Raw genomic sequence first — 25309 nt, 5'->3', positions numbered from 1 at the left:
TCAGCCCGGGCAGACGCCGCCGCGCAGGTTCTGCAGGTGGCGGGCGAGCAGCAGCGCCATGCGGTCGAGCAGCGCGGTGGTGTCGTCGAAAGAGCCCGAATCAGCCTGTGCCGCAAGGGCTACGGCGAGCTGACCACTGCCGACGGGCACCAGCCCGAACTGGCGCACGGTGTAGACCCCGGTGACATCGTCGGGACCCCAGCCGCCTTTGAACTCGGTGTTGTCGAGCAGGCCCAGACCCCACCCCTGCTCCTCGGTGATCTCACCCATCAGCGAGGTGACGACCTCGGCCTGCGGCAGGCACGGCAGCCGCGACGCGAACCGCACCTGGTTGGCCAGCGACCACTCGGTGCCACCGAACGACGTGCCATCGAGTTCGGTGCGCGCGCCCGATTTTCCGGTGGCCGTGTCGCCCGCCTCGTCGAGGACCTGTTGGACGGCGAAGGCGGCCTCCGGCGCGTCACCGAGGGATTCCCACAGGCCCTCGGCGGCGTCGTTGTCCGATACCGTGATCGCGGCCTCCACCATGTCGAAGATCGACTGGTCGGAGTCGTGGCGCAACGCGGCGACCGCGAGCGGGATCTTGATCGTGGACCAGGCGATGCCGGTGGTCCAGTCGCCGTAGATCGTCATCCGATCGCCGCCGACCGGCATCAGGGCCATGCCCACCTGTCCCTGCAGTTTCGACTGCAGGAGGGTGAACTCCGCGGCCAGCGAATCGGGCAGTCCGATGGACAGACCCGGATGCCAGGCGTCTTTGCTGTTGACGGTGACCGTGGGAGCGCTCACCGCCGTAGGCGTGCCCGGCATGGCACACGAGGTGGACAGTGTGGCTGCCGCCAGCACTCCACCGAGCAGCAACCTGCGACAGGCAACCGCCGTTCCGGTCGACTTCACCACCGAATCCTCCCCACCACCCCTCGCGTGTGCTCCGGCGGTGCAAACTTCTCGTCGAGTGCGTCCGGTTACGCCCGGACGACCGTTAGCCAGTTTCACCGATTTTCGGTGAGAATTCGAATAAACGTGGTCACACGGTCGAAAGGGGGTCGTTGTGCACGACATCGGTGAGGTGTTCGCGGGGTTCACCATCGAGGCGATGCTGGGTCAGGGCGGCATGGGCACGGTGTATCTGGCCCGGCATCCGCGCCTGGACCGGCTGACGGCGCTCAAGCTGCTCAACCGGGATCTGTTCGCCGACGAGCGCGTCCGTGCGCGGTTCGAACGGGAGGCCGATCTCGCCGCCGGGCTCGACCACCCCGGCATCGTCACGGTCTTCGACCGGGGGACCGAGGGCGAACAGCTCTGGATCAGCATGCAGTACGTCGACGGGATCGACGCCGCGACGGTCGACCCCATGGCGCTGCCGCCCGAGCGGGCCGTGCAGATCATCGAGGGGGTGGCCGACGCACTGGACTACGCGCACGGCAGGGGAGTGCTGCACCGAGATGTGAAGCCCGCCAATATCCTGCTGGCCCGGTCCACCGGCGGCCAGGGCGAGCGGGTCTTCCTCACCGACTTCGGCATCGCCCGCCTGCGTGCCGACTCCACCCACCTCACCCAGCAGGGAATGTTCACCGCGACACTGGCTTACGCGTCGCCGGAACAGATGACGGGCGGCGAACTCGACCACCGCTCCGACCAGTACTCGCTGGCCTGTTCGCTGTACTGGTTGTTCACCGGGCTCGCGCCCTTCGATTCCGCCGACCCGAACGAGATCATCCGCGGCACCCTCTACGCCCCGCCGCCGCCCCTGGCGCTGCGCCGTGCGGGTCTGCCGCCGATCATGGACGCTGTCCTCGCCGCCGCGATGGCGAAACACCCTGCCGCACGGTTCGATTCGTGCACCGCGTTCGCCAAGGCGGCCCGCCAGGCGCTGACCTCCAAGACCCCGCCGGTCCTACCCCGTACCCCCGCGAGCCCCGCGCCGGGTTTCTACCCGCCCGCCCCGCAGCAGGGAACTGCCGCGCCCTTCGCGCAGCCCGGTATGGCACAGCCCGGGTACCAGGGCCCGCCCGTACAGCCTGCGCCACCACCCCATTGGCAACCGCCCTCGGTACCGTTCGGAGCGGTCCCGCCCGCCGCCCAGCGACCGGTGGGGCCCGGCGGTGCGATGGCACCCGCCGAAGTGCCTCCGGTCGTCCAGCGTCCGGCAGCCGGTCCCGTTGCAGCACAGCCGAATGCGCGGCAAGCCGCCCCCGGTGTGCCTGGTGCTGCTGGTGCGCCCGGTTCCCCTGGTGCTTCCGGTACTCCGGGGGCGGCGTCGGTGTCGGCCGCTTTGTCCGCGGTCGCCGCGCCGGCTGCGGTGTCGCCGTCGGCCGGCGTGCGGCGACCCACGCCGGAACCGGCCGAAGCGGTGGCGGCGGCAGTATCTCTCGACAAATCGCCATCGTCGGCGGTCCGATCGGGCAGCGCATCGGTGTCCGGCGGTGAGGATGCCGACGAGGTATCGGCAACCGCGGCAACCGATGTGGTGTCGATGCGTGATGCGGGCGAGCTCGACGCGGTGAACGCGGCGGCCCTGACCGAGGTGACGTCGATCCCTGGAACTTCGTCCGCCGCCCCCGGACCAGTGGAGGCGGACGGGGCCGCAGGGCAGTCCGGCCGGCCGGGACTGCCCGGCAGCGCGGCACGGAGCAGCAGTGCGGCACAGAGCAATACGGAGCAGCCGAGTACTTCGGGACAGGGCGGTGCTGGGCAGGCGAGGGATGCAGGACAGCCGGGCGGCGCGGGGGCACAGGGCAGCTTGGGGCAGCCGAGCGTGGTGGCGCAGCCGGGCGGCGCGGGTCGACCGGGCAGCGTGGTGGCACCGGTAGAGGCCGGGCAGTCGGGCGCTGCGGGCCAACCGGGCGCTGCGGGGCAGCCGGGGGCGCTTGGGCAGGTGGGTGGCCCGGTCGTGCCGGGTGGTGCTGGTCAGCAGCACGCAGCGGTGCGGCCGGGGCCGCGGGGGCCGTGGATGGGGCCGCATCGGGGGCATTGGCCGGTGCCTCGGCGGGTGTCGGGCATGCAGCGGTTCGGGTGGGTGGTGCTGGTGGCACTGGTGCTGGTGCTGGTGGCGTTGGTTGTCGCGTTGGTGGTGGTGGTGGTTCTGCCGGGCGACGGCGACGATCTCGACGCCGAGAACGGCGCGAGCGGGCCGTCGGATTCGATTGCGGAGGTGGCGGATTCGTTCGCGGACAGCCGACGGGTCTTTCCGACCTTGGTTCCGCAGGGTCAGATGAGTGACGGGGTGGGCTATCGAGGAGCGCGGTGTCTGGGGGTGCGCAATGTCAGCGAGCTGGCGTGGAAGGAGCCCGCGCTGCAGTGGACCCCCATCGCTACCGGGTGGCAGTGCGAGGGGCTCGACAACCAGATGGGCGCGGTGAGCTACCTGGTGCTCGAGTACGCGAACGTGAGCCAGGCGCGGTCGGTGTTGGAGGCGCTGCCCGCGACGGTGCGCTACGCGGGAAACAAGGACGAAGTGCCGTTCTCACTGCAGCGGTGGGTGATTCCGGATCCGGCGAGCGTCCGTATCCAGACCGCGCACCAGGTGCTGAGTTTCCCCGGCGACTCCGCTCGCGCGAACTACCTTGTCGTGGTGAGTCGCCGGGGCAGCAGCGGCACCGGCGGAGCCACCCGCCCCTCCGCGCAGGACGAGGTCATCGCGTGGTGGAACGAAGTACCCCTCTGATCGCAGGCCGCGGACCCGCCCGCTCCGACGCGAGACCCTGGCTTCGCACACTGGAACCGTTCAGCCGGTCGGCCGTCTGTCGGCGCGGTATCGGCGGTGCCCGCTCGATACCGCGCCGATAAGCTCAGTCCACGGCCAGCGCGGCCACGATCGGCATCCGCGCCGCGCGCAGGGCGGGCGGGATCGAGCCGAGCAGTGCCAGGCCGAGAGCCACCGCGCCGTAGACCGCGATCAACGGGCTCGGGCGGTAGACGATGTCGATGGTCATCGCATGGCCGATCGCCACGGTGGCCAGATACTGCACCGCGATGCCGACGACGAGACCGATCGCCGCGCCGATGAATCCGATGCCCGCGGCTTCGGCCAGCACCGAGCGCAGGAGGAACTTGCGGTTGGTGCCCATGGCGCGCAGCACCCCCAGCTCCCTGCGTCGCTCCAGCACCGACAGCATCAGGGTGTTGAGCAACGCCACCGTCGCCACCAGGACCACGATCCACAGGATCATGTTGCTCATCGCCGCGCCCTGCTGGACGCTCGAGGAGATCGCGTCGACCATGGCGGCGCCGGTGTCGACATGCATTTCCTGGGGGACCATCGCGCGGACCGCGGCCCGCACCGCGTCGGGATCCGCGCCGGGCGCGTAGTGAATCGACAGAATCGTCTCGCCGGGTCGCTGATACCACTCCCGCATCTGGTCGAGGTTCATCATCACCACGCCGGAAACAGCGGTGAAGTACGGAATCACTTGCAGCACAGATGTTTTCCGATCACCAGACGGAGTCGGCATGGTGATCTCGTCGCCTGCGGTCAGCGAGAGCGAGCGCGCTACATCACGGGTGATGACAACACCTTCGCGCCGCTCCATCCGGTCGATCACCGCTCGGTCCACCGCGCCGAGACGGGTATCGGACGTGCTCGGCGGGTAGCCCTGCAACATCACCCGGCCGCTGCCGAGGGTCGCGAAGGCCATCTGCGCGGGGCTCACCCGCTCGACGCCCGGTACGTTCGCGACCCGCGCGGCCAGTCCGTCGGGCAGGACGGGTCCGGTCGGGAACTGTTCGGCAGGGCTCGGACTCACGTAAAGATCTGTGTCGCCGAGGCTTTGGAAGGAATCGGTCGCCGACGTCACCATATTGCCCGACGCCCCGCCGAGCGCGACCACAGCCGCGACGCCGATCATCACCGTCATCGCGGTGGCCCACACCCGGCGCGGTGCGCGTTCCAGCGTCGTCGCTCCGAGTGCGCCCGGCGCACCGAACCAGCGCGCTATCGCCGCCGATCCGCGCACGATCGGTCCCGTCGCGGCGAAACACAGGAACACGGTCGCGGTGAACGATGTCGTGATCGCGCCCAGCGACAGGCGCCCGAGGTCGAGGAACGCGATGACCACCGCCACCGCACCGAGGAGTACACCCGCGGCCAGGGCGACCCAGCGCAGCACCGTGCTGGTCGCCGCGGCATCACTGGCCTCCACCGGCGCCAACGCCTCGACGGGGGCGACCTTGTACACCTGCCTGGCCGCGATCGACGCCGCCAGCACCGTCGCCACCACACATGCGGTGATCGCGACGGGAATCGCGTAGTTCGGCACCTGGAACTCGGTGCGCGCCTCGACCGATTGCACGATCGCGGCAGGCAGCCTGTCGATCGCGAACCGTCCCATCAGCGCACCGATCCCCGCGCCGATCGCCCCGCCGATCAGCCCGAGCAGCGCGGCCTCGACGAGCAGATCACGCACCATCGGGGCCCGCTTACCGCCGATCGCCCGCAACAGCGACAGCGTCGTCCTGCGTTGGGCCACCGCCATACTCATCGCGTTGTAGATCAGGAAGGCCGACACGATCAGCGCCGCCGCCGACGACATCAGGGTGGAATACCGCATGATCTGGATCGCGCCACTGGCTTGCGCGGTGCGCAGACTCGGCTCGGCCACCACGGCGCGCCCGTCCACCGCCTCGGTGAGCGCGCTGCGTAGCGTGGCCACATCGGTGCCGGGTTTCACCACGATCTGGACCGAATCGAGCTTGCCGACCCGGTCGGTGAGCAATTGGATCAGCGGCAGCGGACCCGCCACCACGTGGCCGCCGTTGAGGCGGTCGGTCGCCTCGGAGTTCAGGACCGCGGCCACCTTCGCCGTGCCCGCCCCGATCGGCACCGGGTCGCCCTCGCGCAGGCCCATGGCCGCGCCGACCAGCACGCCGCGCTCGGTCCCGAGCAGCTTGGTGGTGTACTGCGACATCGGCCCGGCCAGATCGCTGCCGAGCGCCCCGATCGTCTGATCGGCGCCGATCAGCAGCGCCCGGTCGGGGCCCGCGCCCAGGGTCCCGCGCAGCATCGGTACCGCTGTCGCGACCCCGGGCGTCGCGGCGATCCGGGGCAGCAGCGACTGTTCGAAGCCCGCGTCGGTGATACCGGTGATCTCGAGTTCGGCCGTGCCCGCCAGGCCCTTGGTGAGCTTGTCGACCGACCCGGTGACCGACCCGGAGATGCTCAGCACCGCCACGATCAGCGCGGCCGAGACACCCATCACCGCCCCCGACATCAGGGTGCGGCCGGGATGGCGCAGTAGTTCACCGAAGTTGAACAGCCGCAAGCGATCGATGGCGGCGGCGATCATGCGTCGACCCGCGAGCCGACGAGCTCGTCCGCGCCGATCCGTCCGTCGCGCAGGGTGATCACCCGATCGCAGTAGTCGACCGAACTCATGTCGTGCGTGACCATCACCACCGAATTGCCGCGCGCGGTGATGTCACCCAGCAGCGCGAGAATCGCGGCGCCGGTCTTGGAGTCGAGATTTCCGGTCGGTTCGTCGGCCAGGATCAGCGGCGGATCCATGATCAGCGCCCTGGCCACCGCCACGCGCTGCATCTGCCCACCCGAGAGCTCCGCGGGCCGGTGCTGGGCGCGATCGGCGAGGCCGACGAGGTCGAGTAGTTCCAGCGCGCGCGGCTTGGCCTTGCGTAACCCCGTGCCGTCCAACAGCTTCGGCACAGCGACGTTCTCCCACGCCGACAGCGTCGGCAGCAGATTGAAGAACTGGAAGATGAAGCCGACCTGCTCGAGCCGGAACGCGGCTTGCCGGTCTTCATCGAGACCGCCGATCTCGGTGCCGCGGAACCGAATCGAGCCCTCGTCGGGCCGATCGAGCGCGCCGAGCAGGTGCAGCAGGGTGCTCTTGCCCGAACCCGACGGCCCGATGATCGAGGTGAACTGGCCTGCTTCGATACGCATGCTCACCTCGTCGAGCGCGCGGACCTGCTGATCGCCGACGCGATACTGCTTGACCACCCCGGTCAACTCCAGCATGGGCTGCTGTGGCGATTCTATGTCTGACATACCTTGTCCCCCAGGGAGTTTCGAGTTCAGCGAGTTTCAGCGTGCGAGCGCGCGTTCGCGGGTAGTCTGCCCGATCGCCGGGTGGGCGTCGAGAAGCCCGCGCAGAGCCGGTTGTTCGGCGGCCAGTTCGAGATAGGCCTCCAGCGGAGTGCGGCCGTCGATCTCGGCCAGTTCGAGTTTGACGCGCAGATGATTGTCCCAGCGGTTGGCCAGGGCCCGCAGTAGGCCGTCGACCCCGCCGAAGAGCGTGTCGAGTTCGGCGATACCGGCGAACAGCGCCGGGTCGTTCGGGTCGATCGCTGCCCTGGCGAGCACGGTGTGCACGATCTCGGTGCGGTGGTGTAGTTCGGTCCAGGTCATGGGCTTCACCTTCCGTGAGCGGGTGAATCGAACGCTACGGGCGGTGATCGGCCGAATCGTCGTGCCGGGGACCTGTCTTCTTCTCCTACCCAGGTAGGAGATCGGTACCGTTCGCGGGACGATGCTCGCCCGGTGCGAGGCGACTAGCCTTGACGCATGGATGTGAGCCACGCCATCCCCGCGAAGGCGCCGGGCCAGGTGAGCCTGCGGCAGCGGTTCGCGGCCAGGGCCGGGGTGTCGCGGTTGCTCACCACGGTTCGCGAACGCATCGAATCGCTGCCCTACGACTATCCGCCCGCGGTGATCCTGGCCGCCGATCTCGCCCTGCTGGTGGTCACCGGTGCGGCTGTGATCCAACGACACGCGTACTTCCCGAGCGTGTTGCCGCTGGTGGCGATGGCCACCGCGTTCCTGCCGATCCCCCTGTTCGCGATCTTCCATATGAATCCGCACCCCGCGCTGCTGAAGGGCAGCGCGCTGGCGTCCTGCGCACTGTTCTTGTTACAGCCGGTCAGCGCCGACTTCGCGCCGTTCGTCCTGGTGATCGTCGCCGGTGAAGTGGCCGCGGTCGCCTCGCGCGGGTGGACGATCGGATTCGCCCTGCTCGCGATTCTCGAACTGGTCGCGTTCGACGTGGCCGGGCACGTGCACTGGGGTGAACAGCCGCTGCAGGGGCTACCGATGTACATCATCGGCATCCTGCTCGGCATGTTCGTCGGGGTGATGCTGCAGTACCAGCGGCGATTCCTGTACCAGGAGCGGGAGAATCACGCGATCCGCTCCGGTCAGGCCGCCGACGAGGAACGCCGCCGGATCGCCCGCGAAGTCCACGATGTGATCGCCCATTCCCTCTCGATCACCCTGCTGCACCTCACCGCTGCCCGCCGCGCGCTGCAAACCGACGACGATGTCACCGAGGCGGTGGAGGCGCTCGTCGAGGCCGAACGCCTCGGCCGCCAGGCCATGGCCGACATCCGACGCACGGTCGGCATGCTCGACGCGGGCCCGGCGCAGCTGGCACCCGAACCGGGGGCCGCCGATATCGACGAACTCGTCGGCGACTTCCGCCGCGCCGGGCTCACCGTGGACTACGCGCGCACCGGCGAACTGACCACCGTCTCCGGCGCCATCGGCCACGCGCTCTACCGGATCGGTCAGGAATCGCTGGCCAACGTCATCAAACACGCGCCGGACGCTCCGGCGACGGTTCGTTTCGATGTCACCGCCGAGGCCGCCACGCTGGTCGTGGCCAACCCACTGCCGTTCGGTCCGCCGCCGCGCCGTGACGCAGGCATGGGACTGCGCGGGATGCGCAAACGCACCGAACTGCTCGGTGGGACGATCACCGCGGGTAACGGTGATGGCGGCTGGATCGTACGGGTCGGCTTCCCGCTGCGAACGGGCTCGTGTGCCGCCCTCTCGGCCATGCTGCCGGGTCGGCTCTGGATCAAACAGGAGGAGACGTGACAACCGCTTCGCCGATCGAGCAGCTGGTGACAGTGCTCGTGGTCGACGACCAGGAACTCGTGCGCGGGGGATTGCGGCGCATCCTGCGCCGCCGTGACGGCTTCACCGTCAACGAGTGCGCCGACGGCGACGAGGTCGCGCCCGCCGTCGCCGCGCAACGACCCGATGTGGTGCTGATGGATCTGCGGATGAAGCGGGTCGGCGGCATCGATGCGACCCGGTTGCTGCGCGCCCGCCCCGACGCCCCGCCGGTGCTGGTACTCACCACCTTCGACGACGATCAACTGCTCTCCGGCGCGCTGCGCGCGGGCGCCGCCGGGTTCCTGCTCAAGGATTCGCCCGCGGAGGACCTGATCCGCGCGGTCCGTACCGTGGCGGGCGGTGGCGCCTGGCTCGATCCCTCGGTGACGGGACGGGTGCTCGCGGCGTACCGAACAGTCAAACCGGTCGGTACCCGAACCGATCGCCGACTCGGCGAACTCACCGCCCGCGAGTACGAAGTGCTCGAATTGATCGGTGCGGGCCGGGTCAACAGCGAGATCGCCGCCGAGCTCGGCATTTCGGAAGTGACGGTGAAAAGCCACGTCGGACACATATTCGGCAAGCTCGACCTGCGTGATCGAGCCGCCGCGATCGTGTTCGCGTTTGACCACGGCATAGTGACACCGGGAGAATCTTCCTACTGAGAAGCAGGTCCACGGACCTGCCAGAAGTGGGAGGCGGACGCTGGTGCAGGCACCTGGGTCACGGACGGGGAGCAGATTCGGCCCGTACGAGTTGCGGTCGATGCTGGGCAAAGGCGGAATGGGCGAGGTCTACGAGGCCTACGACACCGGCAAAGACCGTGTGGTCGCTCTGAAGTTGCTGGCCGTGGAGCTGGCGCAGGACCCGGCGTACCAGGTCCGGTTCCGCCGGGAATCCCAGGCCGCGGCCAAGTTGGCCGAACCGCACGTCATCCCGATCCACGACTGGGGGGTGATCGACGGGGTCCTCTTCATCGATATGCGCCTGGTGCCCGGATCCGATCTGCGGACCGTGCTGCGCGGAGGCGGACCGATGAGCCCGGAGCGCGCGGTCGCCGTCGTCGAGCAGATCGCCGCCGCGCTGGACGCCGCGCACGCCGGTGGGCTGGTGCATCGCGACGTGAAGCCCGCCAACATCTTGGTCACCCCCGCTGATTTCGCCTACCTTGCCGACTTCGGCATCGCGCACACCGAGGGCGACAGCGCGGTGACCCAGGCCGGGGTGGCGGTGGGCTCCTACATCTACATGGCGCCCGAACGCTTCGACGCCGGCCCGATCTCGCACCGCGCCGACGTCTACTCGCTGGCCTGCGTCCTGCACGAATGCCTCACCGGCGCTTCGCCTTTCCCCGCCGCGAGCATGAGCGTGCTGGTCCGCGCGCATCTGTCGGAGACCCCACCGCGGCCGAGCGAGCTACTGCACGGGATACCCGGCGCACTCGACGACGTCATCGCCACCGGTATGGCGAAGGACCCGGCCGATCGTTACGCGTCGGCCGGGGCGTTGGCCGTGGCCGCTCGTCGAGCGCTGGCCTCCGCCGTGCGGGAAGTCGGCGTGTCTGCGCCCGCCCCGGGCGCTTTCGCGTCGTACTCGGGTGCCCGCCGGGTCCCCGGCGGTCATGATGTGACTCCGTATTCTCCGTCGGGTCCGACGCTGCGGGACTCCGCCGCGCCCGGTGCCACCCAACCCCGCCCCGGTCCCGTGCCGGGGCGCGGTTTCGCCGCCGCCACTGGTTTCGCCGCCGGGGTGGGACGTGGTGCTGTCGGCGCCGAGCGTGGTGGACCGCTCGGTTCGCCGGGTGGCGTGCCCGCGGGGTCCGCGAACGGTCCCGCGAGTGCTGTGCCCATCGGTGCCGCGAGTGGCGCTCGCAAGGGCGTACCCGACGCCGACGCGCCGGGCGACGCCGCGCAGGTGCCGACGCCGACAGGGGAGTTCCGGGTGATCGGCGCGGTGACCGCGACCGGCGGCGTGGAGACCTCGCGCAGTCAGTCGACCGCGACGGGCGCCCAGCCCACCTTGATCATCCGCCCACCCGAGGCGCGCCCCGGGGCGAACGACACCACCGGGTTCCGTCGCGTTCCCGTCGAGGGCACCGGGGAGATCTCGATGCCCGCGGTGATCCAGCCGACCGGCCCCGCCGAGATCCGGCCCGCCGACACCTATTTCGCCCCCCTCCCGTCGGCCGATGAGCCGCAGGCCCCCGAGCCGCCACCGGCCTACACCCCCGACCAGGGGCTGCCCCGAATGCGCCCCTTCCCCGACGCGCACCTCTACGACGGCGCCCAGCCGGGGGAAACGTCGGCGCCCCTGCCGCAACCGCAGCGTCCCGCGTCGCCCACTCCCTACCCGGCGCCCACCGGCCCGCACCGCCTCCAGCCCCAGTCCGACCCCCACCGAGCCGCGCCTACGCAGCGCTACTCCACCGAACATCCCATCCCGGCCGCGTACACCCCGCCGACCGAGCAGTACCACCCGCAGGAATCGAACCCCAACCCTGGATTCCCCGTTCCCACACCGGAATTCGACGTATCCAACCCGATCCCGTCCGCTCCCTTCGCCGCGCCGACCCAGCGGTTCGGTACGGACCGGAACGAGCCAGAGGATCGGTTCGCCGGTCCCGCGGGGCCTTTCGGCGGCCCACCGGCAGACGGATTCGCGGCCGGCTCCGGCAGGGCCGACGCGTTCGGTCCGCCCACCGAGCACTACACCCCGGTCGCGGCACCGGCCGCCTTCGCGCCGCCGACGCAGCAGTTCGGTGGCGATCCCGACGATCAGCGGGAACGATTCGGCAATCCCGCTGAGCGTTTCGATGACGATGTCGACAACCGAGTCGGTGACTCTCCAAACCGGTACGCTCCGCCGACGGAGCAGTTCGACCCCGTCGACAGGCAACGATCGGCGCCAACCCAGCACTACGGCGAACCTGATCCGCAGCGCTCCCAGCCGACCCATCAATACCGTGGCGGCGCAGCGCCTTTCGCCGCGCATCAGGCCCCGTCGGCGTTCGACGACCCGCAGCGCTCGGCCGAGACCCGGCAGTACGCGGGCCAGGAGAACGCGTACTCCGACTACGACGAACCGCCGAGTGCCTACGGCGATCACGCCTACCGCGATCCGGCCTACGATCCCGGCTACGGGCCCGAGCCCGCCTATGGCCCTGACCCGTCCTACGGGCCCGATCCGGCCTGGGCGCATCAGGATTCGGGGCGCAGACGATCGGTCCTGCTGCCGGTCCTGGCCGGCGTCTTCGCCGTCCTGGTACTGGCAGTCGGGGGTGCGGTCGGTTGGCGCATGATGTCGGCCGCCGAACCCGCCCAGACCTCGACGGCCGCACCGATTTCGCAGGCGCCGGGCGGTTCCGGTCAGCCCGCGGGCACCACCCCGCGTGCCACCACCGCCGCCCCGACCACCTCGGCCGGCGCGGTCACCCTGCCCGCGGGCGCGCAACCCTGTGAATCCGATTCCGCCACTGGCTCTTACAGCAAGGTCGCCGTCGGCAGCACTGTCACCAGCTGTGGTTTCGCCGAAGCGGTCAGGCAGGCCTACGCGGGCGGCGGCTCCGGCGCCCGCTCGGTGGTGGCGGCCAGCCCGGTGACCGGCCGCACGTACACGATGACGTGCGCACCGGAGGGCAAACTCGTCACCTGCACCGGCGGTGAGAACGCCGTGGTCTACGTCTACTGACCGACAACGACCGCGAGCTCGCCCGCCTACGAGACGCCGGTACGGCCGACGTTGCATACTGTCGGCATGGCTGACGACAACGAGTGGTACTACTGCATCAAGCACCACCGGGCCGAACAGGGCAAGGCGTGCTGGTACGGCGACCGCATGGGCCCCTACCCGGACCAGGCCACCGCCGAGCGGGCGCTCGAGATCGCGAAGGCACGCAACAAGGCGGCCGACGACCAGGACGGCTGACCGCACCTCCCACGCCGTCGCAGGGGTTCCCCGGCGGTTCGGTGCTCGCCGCCGATCGAGCGTCGATCACCGGATCGCCCGACCCGCGTTCGATCGGAACCCGCGCAGTGAGCAGAGTGATGGGATGAGCAGAGTTACCGCACGGCGCAAGACGACCCGGCTGTCCCCGGCCGGGCGGATCCAGCGACCCGACACGCTCGCCGTCGAGGAGCCGCTCGAGATCCGGGTCGACGGCCGATCGCTCACCGTCACCATGCGCACTCCCGGCAACGATATCGACCTCGTGCACGGGTTCCTGTTCGGCGAGGACATCATCGGTTCGGCCGACGACATCGTCACCGCGCGCTACTGCGCGGGCACCGACAGCGACGGCCACAACACCTACAACGTTCTCGATCTGAGCCTGCGTGAACCGGTGCCGATCCACACCCGCAATTTCCTCACCAGCGGCGCCTGCGGCCTCTGCGGTAAGACCGCGCTGGATGAAGTGCGCACCCACACCCGCTTCCCGATCCCGCACGCGTCGGGGTCGATCGGCACCGACGTCCTGACCGACCTGTCGAGACAGCTCCGCGCAGGCCAGAAGTTGTTCGAGGCCACCGGTGGCCTGCACGCGGCGGCCCTGTTCACCACCGATGGCACGCTGCTCGCCCTGCGTGAGGACATCGGCAGGCACAACGCCGTCGACAAGGTGATCGGCTGGGCAGTGCGCGAGAATCGGGTGCCCGCGCACGATCTGGTGCTGGTCGTGAGCAGTCGCGCGTCGTTCGAACTGGCGCAGAAGGCGGTGATGGCCGGGATCCCGATCCTGGCGGCGGTGTCGGCGCCGAGTGCGCTGGCCGTCGACGTGGCTGTCGAGTCCGGCCTCACCCTGGTCGGCTTCCTGCGTGCCGAGACGATGAATATCTATTCGGGCGAACATCGTCTGACCTGAGGGTTCGTGCTCGGAGTGGGCGATCGGCATATGTCGCAGTACGGTAACGGTACGGGTCGCCAGCACCGAACGCCCCGGGGGAGTTTTCAAAAGAACATGCTTCGCACAATGAACAATGAACGACGTCATCGTGTCCGGGTGGCGCTGTCGGCGTTGCTGGGCGTGGCCGTGCTCGCCACCGCGGGTTGCGGCACCGTGCCGAAGACCGCTCGGTCCAGTGCCACTACCACGCCGGCCGCCGTCGTCGATCCCGGCGCCGACAACGGGACTTTCTCCATCGCGGTGCCGGGCAGCCTGGCCGCCGATTTCACCAGCTTCCAGCAGAGTTCCCGTGGTAGCGCGGGGTTGGCGATCATGCCGGTGGGTGGCAAGAAGATGGTCACCTTCGGCAACTGGTCCTCCGGTCCGGCGTGGTCGACGATCAAGGTGCCGCTCGCCATCGCGGCCCTGCGCAACAACGCCACCTACGCGTCGTACGCCGCCACCGCGATCACCGCCTCGGACAACGGTGCCGCCGACACCCTGTGGGCCTCGCTCGGCGGCGGTGCCGACGCGGCTCAAGCGGTCGAGAATGTGCTGCGCGAGGGCGGCGACGTCCGCACCGCCGTGCCGAAGACCCGCACCCGCGCCGACGCCTCGATCTACGGACAGGCCGAATGGACACTTGCCGACCAGGTGCGCTTCGCCTCACAGCTGCCGTGCATCCCGCAGAGCGAGCGCGTGGTCGGGCTGATGCAGCAGATCATCGCGAGCCAGCACTGGGGTCTCGGCGCGTTCGGCAGTGCCGAGTTCAAAGGCGGGTGGGGGCCCGACCCGGCGGGCAAGTACCTGGTCCGCCAGTTCGGTCTGATCGACTCGCCCACCGGCCGGATCGCGATCGCGTTCGCCGCACAGCCGGATTCGGGCACCTTCAACGACGGGATGGCCATGCTCGACAAAATGGCGACGCTCATCTCGGGACACCTGAGCGAGCTGGCCGGAGGTCACTGCCCCTGATCGGGTCCGGTGCGGCAAGATGGACGCCATGCGCATCGGAGTCTTGACCGGAGGCGGAGATTGTCCAGGTCTGAACGCGGTGATCCGGGCTGTGGTCCGCACCGCGAACGGACGATACGGCGATGCCATCGTCGGTTTCGAGGACGGCTGGCGCGGCCTACTCGAGAATCGAAAGATTCCCATTCACAACGATGATCGCACCGACCGCCTGCTCACCAAGGGCGGCACGATGCTCGGCACCGCGCGCACCAACCCCGACGTGCTGCGCGCCGGTCTGCCCAGGATCCAGCAGACCCTCGACGACAACGGCATCGAGGCGTTGATCCCCATCGGCGGCGAAGGCACCCTCACCGCCGCGAGCTGGCTCGCCGACGAGGGCGTGCCGGTGGTCGGTGTGCCCAAGACCATCGACAACGACATCGACTGCACCGACGTCACGTTCGGTCACGACACCGCGCTGTCGATCGCCACCGAGGCCATCGACCGCCTGCACACCACCGCCGAATCCCATCAGCGGGTGATGCTGGTCGAGGTGATGGGCCGCCACGCGGGCTGGATCGCGCTGAACTCCGGGATCGCCGCAGGCGCGCATCTGACCCTGGTGCCCGAGGAACCCTTCGAGGTGGCGCAGGTGTGCGCGATGATCAAGAGCCGCTTCCAGCGGGGCGAGAAGAGTTTCATCTGCGTGGTCGCCGAGGGCGCGCATCCCGCGCCCGATTCCGGATTCGCCCTGCGCGAGGGCGGGATCGACGAGTTCGGCCACGAGCGGTTCACCGGCGTCGCCCAGCAGTTGGGGTCGGAGATCGAACGCCGCATCGGCAAGGAAGTTCGCACCACGGTGCTCGGCCATATCCAGCGCGGCGGCAGTCCCACGCCCTACGACCGGATTCTGGCGACGCGGTTCGGGGTGCACGCGGCCGAGGCGGTGCACGCGGGACATTTCGGTCAGATGGTGGCGCTGCACGGCACCACGATCGGGCTGGTTCCGCTGTCGGAGGCCACCAAGCAGCTCAAACGCGTTCCGCCGGAACGACTCAGCGAGGCATCGGCGTTCTTCGGCTGAGCCCCGAGAGCTCGGGTTCTCGAGCATTGTCGGCGGGCGTCGGTACCGTGGGCGCATGCGCACCGGTCGAGTGATCGTTTCGGTTCTGTTCGTCGTCGCCGCGCTGGTGGCGGGTTGTTCGGAATCCTCGGACAACGTGGCGGCCCCCTCGGCGCTCGGCAGCTGGCACGGTGACATCGAGGTGCCGGGGCAGCCGATCGCGATCGGGGTGAGTTTCGCCGAGGACGGGTCGGCCACCATCGATATCCCGGTGCAGGGTGTGAACGCGGCGCCGCTGAAAGATGTTCGCACCGAACCGGACCGGGTGGAGTTCACCGTCCCCGGCGCGCCCGGTGATGCGGGTTTCCACGGCAGGCTCGAGGGCGACCGGCTCACCGGCCACTGGGTGCAATCCGGGGAGAGGGCTCCGATCACGTTGCGGCGCGGCAAGATCGAGAGCCTGCCCCGACCGCAGGACCCGAAACCGCCGTACCCGTACCGCGCCGAGGACGTCACCTATCGCAACGGCGACATCACCATCGCGGGCACGCTCACCGAGCCCGAAGGCAGGGGCCCGTTCCCGGCCATGCTGCTGATCACGGGCAGTGCACCGCAGGACCGCGACGAAGAGCTGATGGGCCACCGCCCGTTCCGGCTGCTCGCCGACACCTTCACTCGCGCGGGCTATGCCGTGCTGCGCGCCGACGACCGTGGCGTCGGCGGAACCGGCGGCACTCTCGACGAGGCCACCTACCCCGACCTCGCCGCCGACGCGGCCGCCGGCGTCGCGTTCCTGCGCACCCGCCCCGAGATCGATCCCGCTCGGGTGGGGCTGTTCGGGCACAGCGAAGGCGGCTACCTCGCGCCGATGGTCGCCGCGCTGCCCGGCACCGATATCGCCTTCGCGATCCTGATGGCAGGCCCCTCGGTGCCCGGCGCCGATGTGCTGATCGAACAGAACAAGGTGATCATGGCCTCGACAGGCTCACCACAGAACCAGATCGACCAGCAGGTCGCCTACGTCGCCGAATGGTCGAGGCTGCTGCGCGCGGGCGATATCGAGGGCGCGCGGGCCTTCACCCAGCGACACAACGACTCCCTACCGGTGGCCGAACGCGCGCCCCAGGAGGTGATCGACGGATTCAACACCCCGTACATGACCTCGTTCATCACCCACGACCCACAACCGACGCTGCGGGCGCTGCGGGTGCCGGTGCTGGCGTTCTTCGGCGACAAGGACCAGCAGGTCGTCGCCGGCCAGAACGAACCTCCGATGCGCGAGAACCTCGCCGCCACCGACGCGACCGTGCACACCTTTCCCGGCCTCAACCACCTGATGCAGCCCACCGCGACCGGCAAGCCGAGCGAATACGCGACCATCGAGACGACCATCGACCCGGCCGTGCTCACCTATGTCACCGAGTGGCTCACCCAGCGCGTCCCGCCCCGCTAGGACCACCGGCCGAGTGCGTCAGCGGGCTTACCTAGACTGAGCGTCATGAGTGCACCCACGGTCGAGTTGATGGATTACGCCGATGTCATCTCCCGGTACGAGCCGGTGCTCGGCATGGAGGTCCACGTCGAGTTGTCCACGGCGACCAAGATGTTCTGCGGTTGCCCCACCGAGTTCGGTGCCGAACCCAATACCCAGGTGTGCCCGGTGTGCCTCGGCCTGCCCGGCTCGCTGCCCGTGGTGAACGAGAAGGCCATCGAATCGGCCATCCGGATCGGTCTCGCGCTGAACTGTTCGATCACCCCGTGGGGCCGGTTCGCGCGCAAGAACTACTTCTATCCCGATCAGCCGAAGAACTACCAGATCAGCCAGTACGACGAGCCGATCGCCACCGAGGGCTACCTCGACGTGACCCTCGACGACGGGTCCGTCTTCCGTGTCGAGATCGAGCGCGCGCACATGGAGGAAGACACCGGCAAGTCCCTGCACGTCGGCGGCGCGACCGGACGCATCCACGGCGCCAGTCACTCGCTGCTCGACTTCAACCGCGCGGGCGTGCCGCTGATCGAGATCGTCACCAAGACCATCACCGGCGCCGGTGAGCGCGCGCCCGAGGTCGCTCGCGCGTATGTCACCGCGCTGCGCGAGGTGCTGCGTTCGCTCGACGTCTCCGATGTGAAGATGGAGCAGGGCTCGCTGCGCTGCGACGCCAATGTGTCCCTGATGCCCATCGGCGCCAAGGAATTCGGCACCCGCACCGAGACCAAGAACGTGAACTCGCTCAAGAGTGTCGAGGTGGCGGTGCGCTACGAGATGCGTCGCCAGGCCGCCGTGCTCACCGCCGGTGGCGAGATCATCCAGGAGACCCGCCACTTCCAGGAAGCCGACGGGTCCACCGCCGCCGGTCGCCGCAAGGAAACCGCCGAGGACTACCGCTACTTCCCCGAGCCCGACCTCGAGCCCGTCGCCCCGGCCGCCGAGTGGGTAGAGGAACTGCGCTCCACCATCCCCGAGTACCCGTGGCTGGTGCGCGCCCGCATCCAGGCCGAGTGGGGCCTGTCCGACGAGGTCATGCGCGACCTCGTCAACGCCGGCGCCCTCGACCTCATCATCGCCACCGTCGACGCGGGCGCCCCCGCCAACGAGGCGCGCTCCTGGTGGGTCGCCTACCTGACCGAGAAGGCCAAGGAACGCGACATCGCCCTCGCCGACCTGCCCATCACCGCGGCCCAGGTCGCCGCGGTGATCGCGCTGGTGGAGAGCAAGACCGTCAACAACAAGGTCGCCAAGCAGGTCGTCGACTTCGTTCTCGCCGGTGAGGGCGAGCCCGCCGCCATCGTCGAGGCCAAGGGCCTCGGCATGGTCAGCGACGACTCGGCCCTGCAGGCCGAGGTCGAGAAGGCCCTCGCCGCCAACCCCGACATCGCCGAGAAGATCCGCTCCGGCAAGGTACAGGCCGCGGGCAAGATCGTCGGCGACGTCATGAAGGCCACCCGCGGCCAAGCCGACGCCGCCCGCGTCCGCGACCTGGTCATCGCGGCGTGCTCGCCCGCCTCCCCGAGTCTTTAGGCCGGACCTGGGCGCCACTTCCCTTCCGTCGGCGACCGGCGGAAGGGAAGTGGATCGGTTCGCCCGTACCCGGTGAGTTACCCATGTGCGTGCGAGATCTGTGCCTTTAGTCGGGGCCGCCGGCTCCGCCCTGCGGGGGTGGGATGCGGACGACGCGGTCGTCGAATTCGCCTGGTGTGCCGTCGGTTTTGTTGGTGGTGGTGACCCAGATGCTGCCGTCGGCGCTGGCGGTGGCGCCGAGGAGCTTGCCGTACTTGTCCTGCGCGATCAGTGTGGGGGCGGTGGTGACGGCGAACGTGGTGGGGTCCGCGGCGACGGCGGCCAGCGCCTTGCCCTCGCCGAGTGCGATGCCGACACCGTCACCGGTGGCCGTGCAGCCGCCGACGCCGGGCCGGTCGGGCCAGGTCCAGGACACGCTGAGGGCGCCGTCGACGCTCAGATGCTGGAGGCGATCCTCGGCGGCGGTGCGGTCGGTGACCCACATGCCGTTTTTGCCGTCGCGGCAGATGTCGCCGACCGAGCCGATCCCCGACGCCACCACCTGTGGATTGTTCGCGCCGGCGGACGGCGAGTCGAGGCGAAGCAGCTTGCCGCCGAGCGAGCCGGGATCGGCTGCGGCGCCGGGGTTTCCGGCGTCACCGGTGAGGATCATCAGCTGCGTCGGCGTCGACCATTCCAGTGCGCCGCGATTTCCGTTGGCGCCCTTGGGAATTCCGGTGAGGATCGGCTTGGCCGCGCCGCCCTTGGACAGTCGCACGACGCGGTTGTCACTGCTGGTGGTGATGTAGGCGTACATCAGCCCGTCCTCACCGAAGGTGGGGGAGAGCACGATATCGGAGATGCCGCCGTCGCTCGACCCGTCGACGGGCACGCTGGCGATCTCCACCGGCGTCTCCTGTGGCGTGCTCGCGTCGACCGGTTTCACCTGCAGGATCCGCCCGGTCTTGCGCTCGGCGACGAAGGCGCCCTCGCCCACCGCGATCAGCCCCGCCCCCGATTCCATGCAGGTGGCGATGACATTGGGATCGGGATCGATACACGGTCCGGTCGGCCGCGGCGGCTGCGAGGGGTCGTCCTGTGGCTTCTTCGGCTGCGCGCCGGACCCACCCAGTTGCGGTTCGGTGGTGAACGGACTCGACGCCGACTCGTCGAAACGGGCGCACCCGGCTAGCAAAACGGTGCTCAGTGCCACCCCGACTGCCACGCGGCCCGCGATTCCCGAACTCATGGTTCAGACGTTACCGGCACCGGTGCGGGCCTGACACGCCCGTCGCTGCGAACGACGCCGTCAGCGACGCCCGGCGGGCATCGGTCCGCGACGACTCACCGTCGAGCGGGGCTGACACGCCCGTTGTGGTGAAGGACGGCGCACCGGCACACCGCGTCATAAGCTGGGTCGGTGACCGACAAGTCGAATGACACTCCGAAGGCCGAAGGTCCGGCCGCGGCCGGACAGGGCGCGTCGGCGGCGGGTCGTCCGGTGACCAGCCCGTTCGATTCGCCGACGACGCAGATGCGTAAGACGGATCCGAAGGATGTCCCACGCACCGACGAGGATCTCGGTCTCGATCCCGGCGACGAGGTTCCCGGTGCGAGCGCGGCCTCGACCGGTCGTAGCGGCGGCGATGACTACGGGTACGCGACGATTCCGCCCGCGTCCGCGGCCTCGGCGGACACCGTCCGCTTGCAGCGCCGCAACCGCGAGGCCCGTCGCGGCACCCTCGACCTCGGTCTGTTCGTGCTGCGCCTGGTGGTCGGCTATACCTTCATCTATCACGGCCTGCAGAAGCTGACCGGTTGGTTCCACGGTCCCGGCCTCGACGGCACCAAGACCATGATGGAAAGCGGCGGCTGGGACTATCCGTCACTGTCGACCGCACTGGTGATCGCCGGTGAACTCGGCGGCGGCATCCTGCTGGTGATCGGCTTGGCCACCCCGCTCGCCGCGGGCGCCGTCCTGGCCACGATCCTGAACGCCTGGATGTGGAAGCAAGGCATGGTCCCCGGCTTCCAATACAACGCGGGCACCCCCACCGGCGTCGAACTCGACTCGGTCCTGGCCGGTGCGGCCCTGGCGATCATCCTCACCGGCCCCGGCCGCTGGTCCTTCGACCGCACCCGGGGCTGGGCCACCCGCCCCGCGTACGGTTCCTTCGTGGTGGTCGTCCTGGCCATCGCCGCCGCTGTCCTCACCTTCTGGTTCCTCCACGGTGGCAACCCCCTGACGGGGATCGGCCCCTTCAACTGAGCCGTGGCCGCGGCGGTGCGGGTTCGGCCAGGTGGACGGTCATCGTGGCGTGGATGTCGGCCAGGAAGGCTTCGAATCGGCGCAGCTCGGCGGGGGAGTATTTTCCCATCACCGTGCCTTCCACCTTTGTGCCGAGTGGACCGAAGAAGTCGTTGGCGAGGGTGTGGATACGGGGTGTGCTGCGCAAGGTGATGACGCGACGGTCGTCGTGTTCTCGGCTGCGCACGATATGACCGGCTTGTTCCAGCCGGTTCAGCAACGCGGTGGTGGCGCTGTTGGACAACGAGATCCGTTCGCTCAGCCGTGCCGGTGACAGCGTGCTCCCGCGTTCCTCGGCGGTGAGGATCTCGATCAGCGCCTCGGCGTCGGTCGAGTGCAGCCCGAGCCAGGTCGCGAACCGGCGGGCGAGTTCCCGGTAACTTGCGCCGTAGGCCCGCATGCCTTCGTGGATTCGTTCGTACTGGGCGCGAGCGTCCGCCTGGCTCATAGGTTCCTTTCGCATCGTTTGACATCCTATTGCCCACAATCTACTTTGACCATGGAAATATTCCACCATGGAAATAGGAGTGTGCGATGAGTCAAGAGTCGTCCCTTCGCCGATGGCTCGGCTTGATCGCCATCGCCCTCGGCGTGGCGCTGATCGTGGTCGACACCACGATCGTGAACGTGATCATCCCGTCGATCATCGAAGATCTGGACACGGGTTCCACCGAGGCGCAATGGATTCAGGAGTCCTACGCGATCGTCTTCGCGGCCCTGCTGCTGGTGGTCGGCCGGGTAGCGGACATGGTCGGGGCGCGGCGGGTGTTCGTCGCCGGCGTCGTGGTGTTCGGCGCGACCAGCATCCTGGCCGGGCTCGCGCCGGACGGCGGACTGCTGGTCATCGCCCGATTCCTGCAGGGCGCGGGCGCGGCGATGATCCTGCCGACCTCGCTGGCACTGCTCAACGCCACCTTCAGTGGCAAAGCCCGTGGTCAAGCCTTCGCCGTGTGGGGTTCCACGATCGGTGCGGCCGCCGCGCTCGGTCCGCTGCTCGGCGGTTGGCTGGCCGAACACGTGTCCTGGCGTTGGGCGTTCGGCATCAATGTGCCGCTGGCCGCGCTGATCGTGGTGGGTGTGCTGGTGTGCATCGCGCCGTCGCCGAAGGTCGCCGGCCGACTCGACGTGCTCGGCTCGATCCTGTCGGTGCTCGGCCTCGGGCTGCTCGCGTTCGGACTCGTCGAGGGCCGCACCTACGGCTGGATCACCACCGTGCACCCGCTCGGAATCGCCGGATTCACCTGGGGTAGTGGGCCTTCGCCGGTTCTGGTCGCGCTCGTGCTGAGTGTGCTGGCGCTGGGCGGTTTCGTCATCAGGCAGGTACTGCTGCGCCGCGGCGGCAACGCCGACAAGGCGCTGATGGACCTGAGCCTGTTCTCGCTGGCCTCGTTCCGCAACGGCAATATCGCGACCCTGATCATCGGTCTCGGTGAGTTCGGCATCGTCGCCGTGCTGCCGCTGTGGTTGCAGTTCACCCTGGGCTACAGCGCCCTGCAGTCCGGTCTCGCGCTGGTGCCGATCGCCATCGGCAGCTTCATCGCCAGCGGCGCCAGCTTCGGGCTCGCGGGTAAGGCCTCGCCGCTGAACATGGTCCGCCTCGGTCTGGGACTCGAGGTGGTGGGCCTGGTCGGGCTCGGCTTCTTCGCCGCCACCGACAGTTCGTGGTGGTCGATCTCGCTGGTCCTGTGCGTGTACGGCATCGGCGTCGGTTTCGCCACAGCCCAGGTGACCAACGTCGTGCTGGCCGATGTTCCCGAAGCCGACAACGGCCAGGCCTCCGGCATCCAGAGCGCCTTCCGGCAGTTGGGTTCCGCGCTCGGCATCGCCCTGCTCACAACAGTCTTCTTCACCACGTTGAGCGCGAACGTCGACAAGGACCTGACGGCGACAGGCATGCCCCCGGCCCAGTCCCAGCAGTACGCCCACGCCATCACCGGCAGCGCGGGCGCGGCGATCGAAGGTTTCGCCGCCCAGCCGGATACGCAAGAGGTAGCCACCGTCGGCCGATCCGCCATGACCACCGGCATCAACCTCGGCGCCTACCTGGCCGCGGGCTTCGTCCTGCTCGGCCTCGTCGCCACAGCCCTGATTCCCTCCAGGACCGGCCGCGACGACGAGTCGTCAACGTCGACAACACAACCCGCGCTCGTCTGACACCGAAGATCTGGCCCCGTCGCACATATCGACAGGACCAGGCCATTTCGATCGGCGAAAAGAACCCCTGATCTCGCAGGAACATGGGTAACTCACCGGGAACGAGCTGACCCGACCAACAAGCGCGCCGCCGGTCGCATATACGACCGGCGGCGCACTCGAGTCTGGCCGAAATACGCGGAGAGGCGGCTGGGCTACGGCACGCGCCGGACCGCGCCCTTGTCGGCCGACGTCGCCAGCGCAGCGTAGGCGCGCAGGGCGGTGGTGACCGTGCGCTCGCGGTTGATCGGCTGCCACGGACGCTCCGAGGCTTCCATCTTCGCGCGGCGTTCTGCCAGGACCTCGTCGGCGACAAGGACTTCCAGCGCGCGAGTGTGCACATCGATGCGGATGCGGTCGCCGTTCTCGACCAGTCCGATGACGCCACCCGAGGCGGCCTCGGGGGAGACGTGGCCGATCGACAGGCCCGAGGTGCCGCCGGAGAAGCGACCGTCGGTGATCAGCGCGCACACCTTGCCGAGGCCGAGGCCCTTGAGGAACGAGGTCGGGTGCAGCATCTCCTGCATGCCCGGACCGCCCGCGGGGCCTTCGTAGCGGACGACGACCACATCGCCGGGCTGGATCTTCTTGCCCAGGATCATCGACACCGCCTCCTCCTGCGACTCGACCACCACGGCCGGGCCTTCGAAGGTGAACAGGTCTTCGTCGATGCCCGCGGTCTTGAGGATCGCGCCGTCGGGGGCGATATTGCCGCGCAGCACGCACAGCCCGCCCTCGACGGTGTAGGCGTTCTCGATGTCGCGGATGCAGCCACCGGCGGCGTCGGTGTCGAGCGAGGACCAGCGGTTGCTGGTGGAGAACGGCTCGACCGTGCGCACCCCACCGGGTGCGGCGTGGAAGAGTTCCTTGGCCTCGTCGGAGGCCTTGCCCGAGCGCACATCCCAGGTGTCGAGGTACTCCTCGAACGAGGCGGTGTGCACGGTGGTGACGTCGGTCTCGAGCAGTCCACCGCGACGCAGCTCACCGAGGATGGCGGGGATGCCGCCGGCGCGGTGCACGTCTTCCATGTGGTAATCCGAGTTCGGCGACACCTTCGACAGGCACGGCACCCGGCGGCTGATCTCGTCGATGCTCTGCAGATCGAAGTCGATCTCGCCCTCCTGCGCGGCGGCGAGGGTGTGCAGCACGGTGTTGGTCGAGCCGCCCATGGCGACGTCGAGCGCCATCGCATTGCGGAAAGCCTTGGCGTTGGCCACGTTTCGCGGCAGCACCGAGGCGTCGTCGTTCTGGTACCAGCGCTTGGCGATATCGACGATCACCGTGCCCGCCCGCTCGAACAGCGCACGCCGCGCGGAGTGGGTGGCCAAAGTGGAACCGTTGCCGGGCAGGGCGAGTCCCAGCGCCTCGGTCAGGCAGTTCATGGAGTTCGCGGTGAACATGCCGGAACACGAACCGCAGGTCGGGCACGCGGACCGCTCGACCTCGTCCAGTCCTTCGTCGGACACGGTCTGGCTCGCGCTCGCGGAGATCGCGGTGATCAGGTCGGTCGGTGCCTGCGCCACACCGTCGACGATCACGGCCTTACCGGCCTCCATCGGCCCGCCGGAGACGAACACGGCGGGGATGTTGAGGCGCATCGCGGCGTTGAGCATGCCGGGAGTGATCTTGTCGCAGTTGGAGATACACACCAGCGCGTCGGCGGTGTGGGCGTTGGCCATGTACTCCACCGAGTCGGCGATGATCTCGCGCGAGGGCAGCGAGTAGAGCATGCCGCCGTGGCCCATGGCGATGCCGTCGTCGACGGCGATGGTGTGGAACTCGCGCGGCACGCCACCGGCGGCGCGCACGGCCTCGGCGACGATGTCGCCCATGTTCTTGAGGTGCACGTGACCGGGGACGAACTGCGTGTAGGAGTTCGCGATCGCGATGATCGGCTTGCCGAAATCGGAATCGGTCATGCCGGTCGCGCGCCAGAGCGAGCGCGCGCCCGCGGCATTGCGGCCGATGGTGGTGGTCCGTGAACGAAGCGGTGGCATGGAAGTCCTCGTGGTGTCGCTGGGTGCGTGGCAAGCGTGCGAGCAGGGGGCTGACCTGCGCGG

The 25309-nt window shown here is 69.1% G+C and carries 19 protein-coding genes; 12 read left to right on the top strand and 7 right to left on the bottom strand.

Going from position 1 to position 25309, the window contains the following annotated elements:
• Positions 1–897: a serine hydrolase gene (locus tag NA12_RS11460; RefSeq protein WP_243654692.1), complete on the bottom strand. Its 897-nt coding sequence runs from the start codon at positions 895–897 to the stop codon at positions 1–3.
• Between the two features lie 154 nt (positions 898–1051).
• On the opposite strand from NA12_RS11460, the gene NA12_RS34965 reads away from it, so the two are divergent.
• A complete protein-coding gene (locus NA12_RS34965) occupies positions 1052–3667 on the top strand; it encodes a serine/threonine-protein kinase (protein WP_067449156.1) in 2616 nt (871 codons plus the stop codon).
• Positions 3668–3791: 124 nt separating this feature from the next.
• On the opposite strand, the gene NA12_RS11450 is transcribed toward NA12_RS34965, so the two are convergent.
• From NA12_RS11450 to NA12_RS11440, 3 genes are read right to left on the bottom strand one after another with little or no spacing between them, the layout of a single operon-like run.
• On the bottom strand, positions 3792–6284 hold the full coding sequence (locus NA12_RS11450; protein WP_067449154.1) for an ABC transporter permease: 2493 nt from the start codon (positions 6282–6284) through the stop codon (positions 3792–3794).
• Positions 6281–7003 (bottom strand): ABC transporter ATP-binding protein, encoded by a 723-nt coding sequence (locus tag NA12_RS11445; RefSeq protein WP_084472682.1) that lies wholly within the window; start codon positions 7001–7003, stop codon positions 6281–6283. Before NA12_RS11445 ends, NA12_RS11450 begins: the two co-directional genes overlap by 4 nt.
• A 36-nt stretch (positions 7004–7039) precedes the next feature.
• Positions 7040–7363: a hypothetical protein gene (locus NA12_RS11440; protein ID WP_067449150.1), complete on the bottom strand. Its 324-nt coding sequence runs from the start codon at positions 7361–7363 to the stop codon at positions 7040–7042.
• A gap of 156 nt (positions 7364–7519) precedes the next feature.
• Between NA12_RS11440 and NA12_RS11435 the strand changes: the two genes are divergently transcribed.
• The 9 genes from NA12_RS11435 (at position 7520) to gatB (ending at position 18769) form a co-directional block, all read left to right on the top strand.
• A complete protein-coding gene (locus NA12_RS11435; RefSeq protein ID WP_165914748.1) occupies positions 7520–8830 on the top strand; it encodes a sensor histidine kinase in 1311 nt (436 codons plus the stop codon).
• On the top strand, positions 8827–9516 hold the full coding sequence (locus tag NA12_RS11430) for a response regulator (protein ID WP_243654691.1): 690 nt from the start codon (positions 8827–8829) through the stop codon (positions 9514–9516). The genes NA12_RS11435 and NA12_RS11430 overlap by 4 nt, the downstream gene beginning before the upstream one ends.
• Positions 9517–9616: 100 nt before the next feature.
• The gene (locus tag NA12_RS35045; RefSeq protein WP_207905555.1) at positions 9617–12538 is read left to right on the top strand and encodes a protein kinase domain-containing protein; all 2922 of its coding nucleotides are present in this window, start codon (positions 9617–9619) and stop codon (positions 12536–12538) included.
• Positions 12539–12604: 66 nt separating this feature from the next.
• Positions 12605–12775, top strand: a complete 171-nt coding sequence (locus NA12_RS34135) for a hypothetical protein (RefSeq protein WP_165914747.1) — start codon at positions 12605–12607, stop codon at positions 12773–12775.
• 124 nt (positions 12776–12899) lie between these two features.
• Positions 12900–13709, top strand: coding sequence for a formate dehydrogenase accessory sulfurtransferase FdhD (gene fdhD / locus NA12_RS11420; protein WP_067449146.1), 810 nt, complete (start codon positions 12900–12902; stop codon positions 13707–13709).
• 108 nt (positions 13710–13817) lie between these two features.
• Positions 13818–14705, top strand: a complete 888-nt coding sequence (locus NA12_RS11415) for a hypothetical protein (protein ID WP_067449145.1) — start codon at positions 13818–13820, stop codon at positions 14703–14705.
• 28 nt (positions 14706–14733) lie between these two features.
• Positions 14734–15768 (top strand): ATP-dependent 6-phosphofructokinase, encoded by a 1035-nt coding sequence (locus NA12_RS11410; protein ID WP_067449504.1) that lies wholly within the window; start codon positions 14734–14736, stop codon positions 15766–15768.
• Between the two features lie 55 nt (positions 15769–15823).
• Positions 15824–17200 carry an alpha/beta hydrolase family protein gene (locus NA12_RS11405; protein WP_084472680.1) on the top strand — a complete coding sequence of 459 codons (1377 nt, stop codon included), beginning with the start codon at positions 15824–15826 and terminating at the stop codon, positions 17198–17200.
• A 45-nt stretch (positions 17201–17245) separates the two neighbouring features.
• Positions 17246–18769 (top strand): Asp-tRNA(Asn)/Glu-tRNA(Gln) amidotransferase subunit GatB, encoded by a 1524-nt coding sequence (gene gatB / locus NA12_RS11400; protein WP_067449143.1) that lies wholly within the window; start codon positions 17246–17248, stop codon positions 18767–18769.
• 106 nt (positions 18770–18875) lie between these two features.
• Here gatB and NA12_RS11395 read toward each other — a convergent pair whose 3' ends face one another.
• Positions 18876–19997, bottom strand: a complete 1122-nt coding sequence (locus tag NA12_RS11395; RefSeq protein WP_067449141.1) for a PQQ-dependent sugar dehydrogenase — start codon at positions 19995–19997, stop codon at positions 18876–18878.
• A gap of 171 nt (positions 19998–20168) precedes the next feature.
• Between NA12_RS11395 and NA12_RS11390 the strand changes: the two genes are divergently transcribed.
• On the top strand, positions 20169–21017 hold the full coding sequence (locus NA12_RS11390; RefSeq protein ID WP_084472678.1) for a DoxX family protein: 849 nt from the start codon (positions 20169–20171) through the stop codon (positions 21015–21017).
• Here the strand turns inward: NA12_RS11390 and NA12_RS11385 are convergent.
• Positions 21010–21504, bottom strand: coding sequence for a MarR family winged helix-turn-helix transcriptional regulator (locus tag NA12_RS11385; protein ID WP_067449139.1), 495 nt, complete (start codon positions 21502–21504; stop codon positions 21010–21012). The two genes, NA12_RS11390 and NA12_RS11385, sit on opposite strands and share 8 nt — an antisense overlap.
• 86 nt (positions 21505–21590) lie before the next feature.
• On the opposite strand from NA12_RS11385, the gene NA12_RS11380 reads away from it, so the two are divergent.
• Positions 21591–23210, top strand: coding sequence for a DHA2 family efflux MFS transporter permease subunit (locus NA12_RS11380; protein ID WP_067449137.1), 1620 nt, complete (start codon positions 21591–21593; stop codon positions 23208–23210).
• A gap of 194 nt (positions 23211–23404) precedes the next feature.
• On the opposite strand, the gene ilvD is transcribed toward NA12_RS11380, so the two are convergent.
• Entirely contained in the window at positions 23405–25246 is a 1842-nt protein-coding gene (gene ilvD / locus NA12_RS11375; RefSeq protein ID WP_067449135.1) for a dihydroxy-acid dehydratase, read from the bottom strand.
• Positions 25247–25309 lie beyond the last annotated feature (63 nt).

This window comes from Nocardia alba NBRC 108234 (genome assembly GCF_001612665.1).
In the GTDB taxonomy this organism is placed as follows: Bacteria; Actinomycetota; Actinomycetes; order Mycobacteriales; family Mycobacteriaceae; genus Nocardia; species Nocardia alba.
The sequence above is the reverse complement of the archived record's forward strand: the minus strand, read 5'-3'. Positions and strand labels throughout refer to the sequence as shown.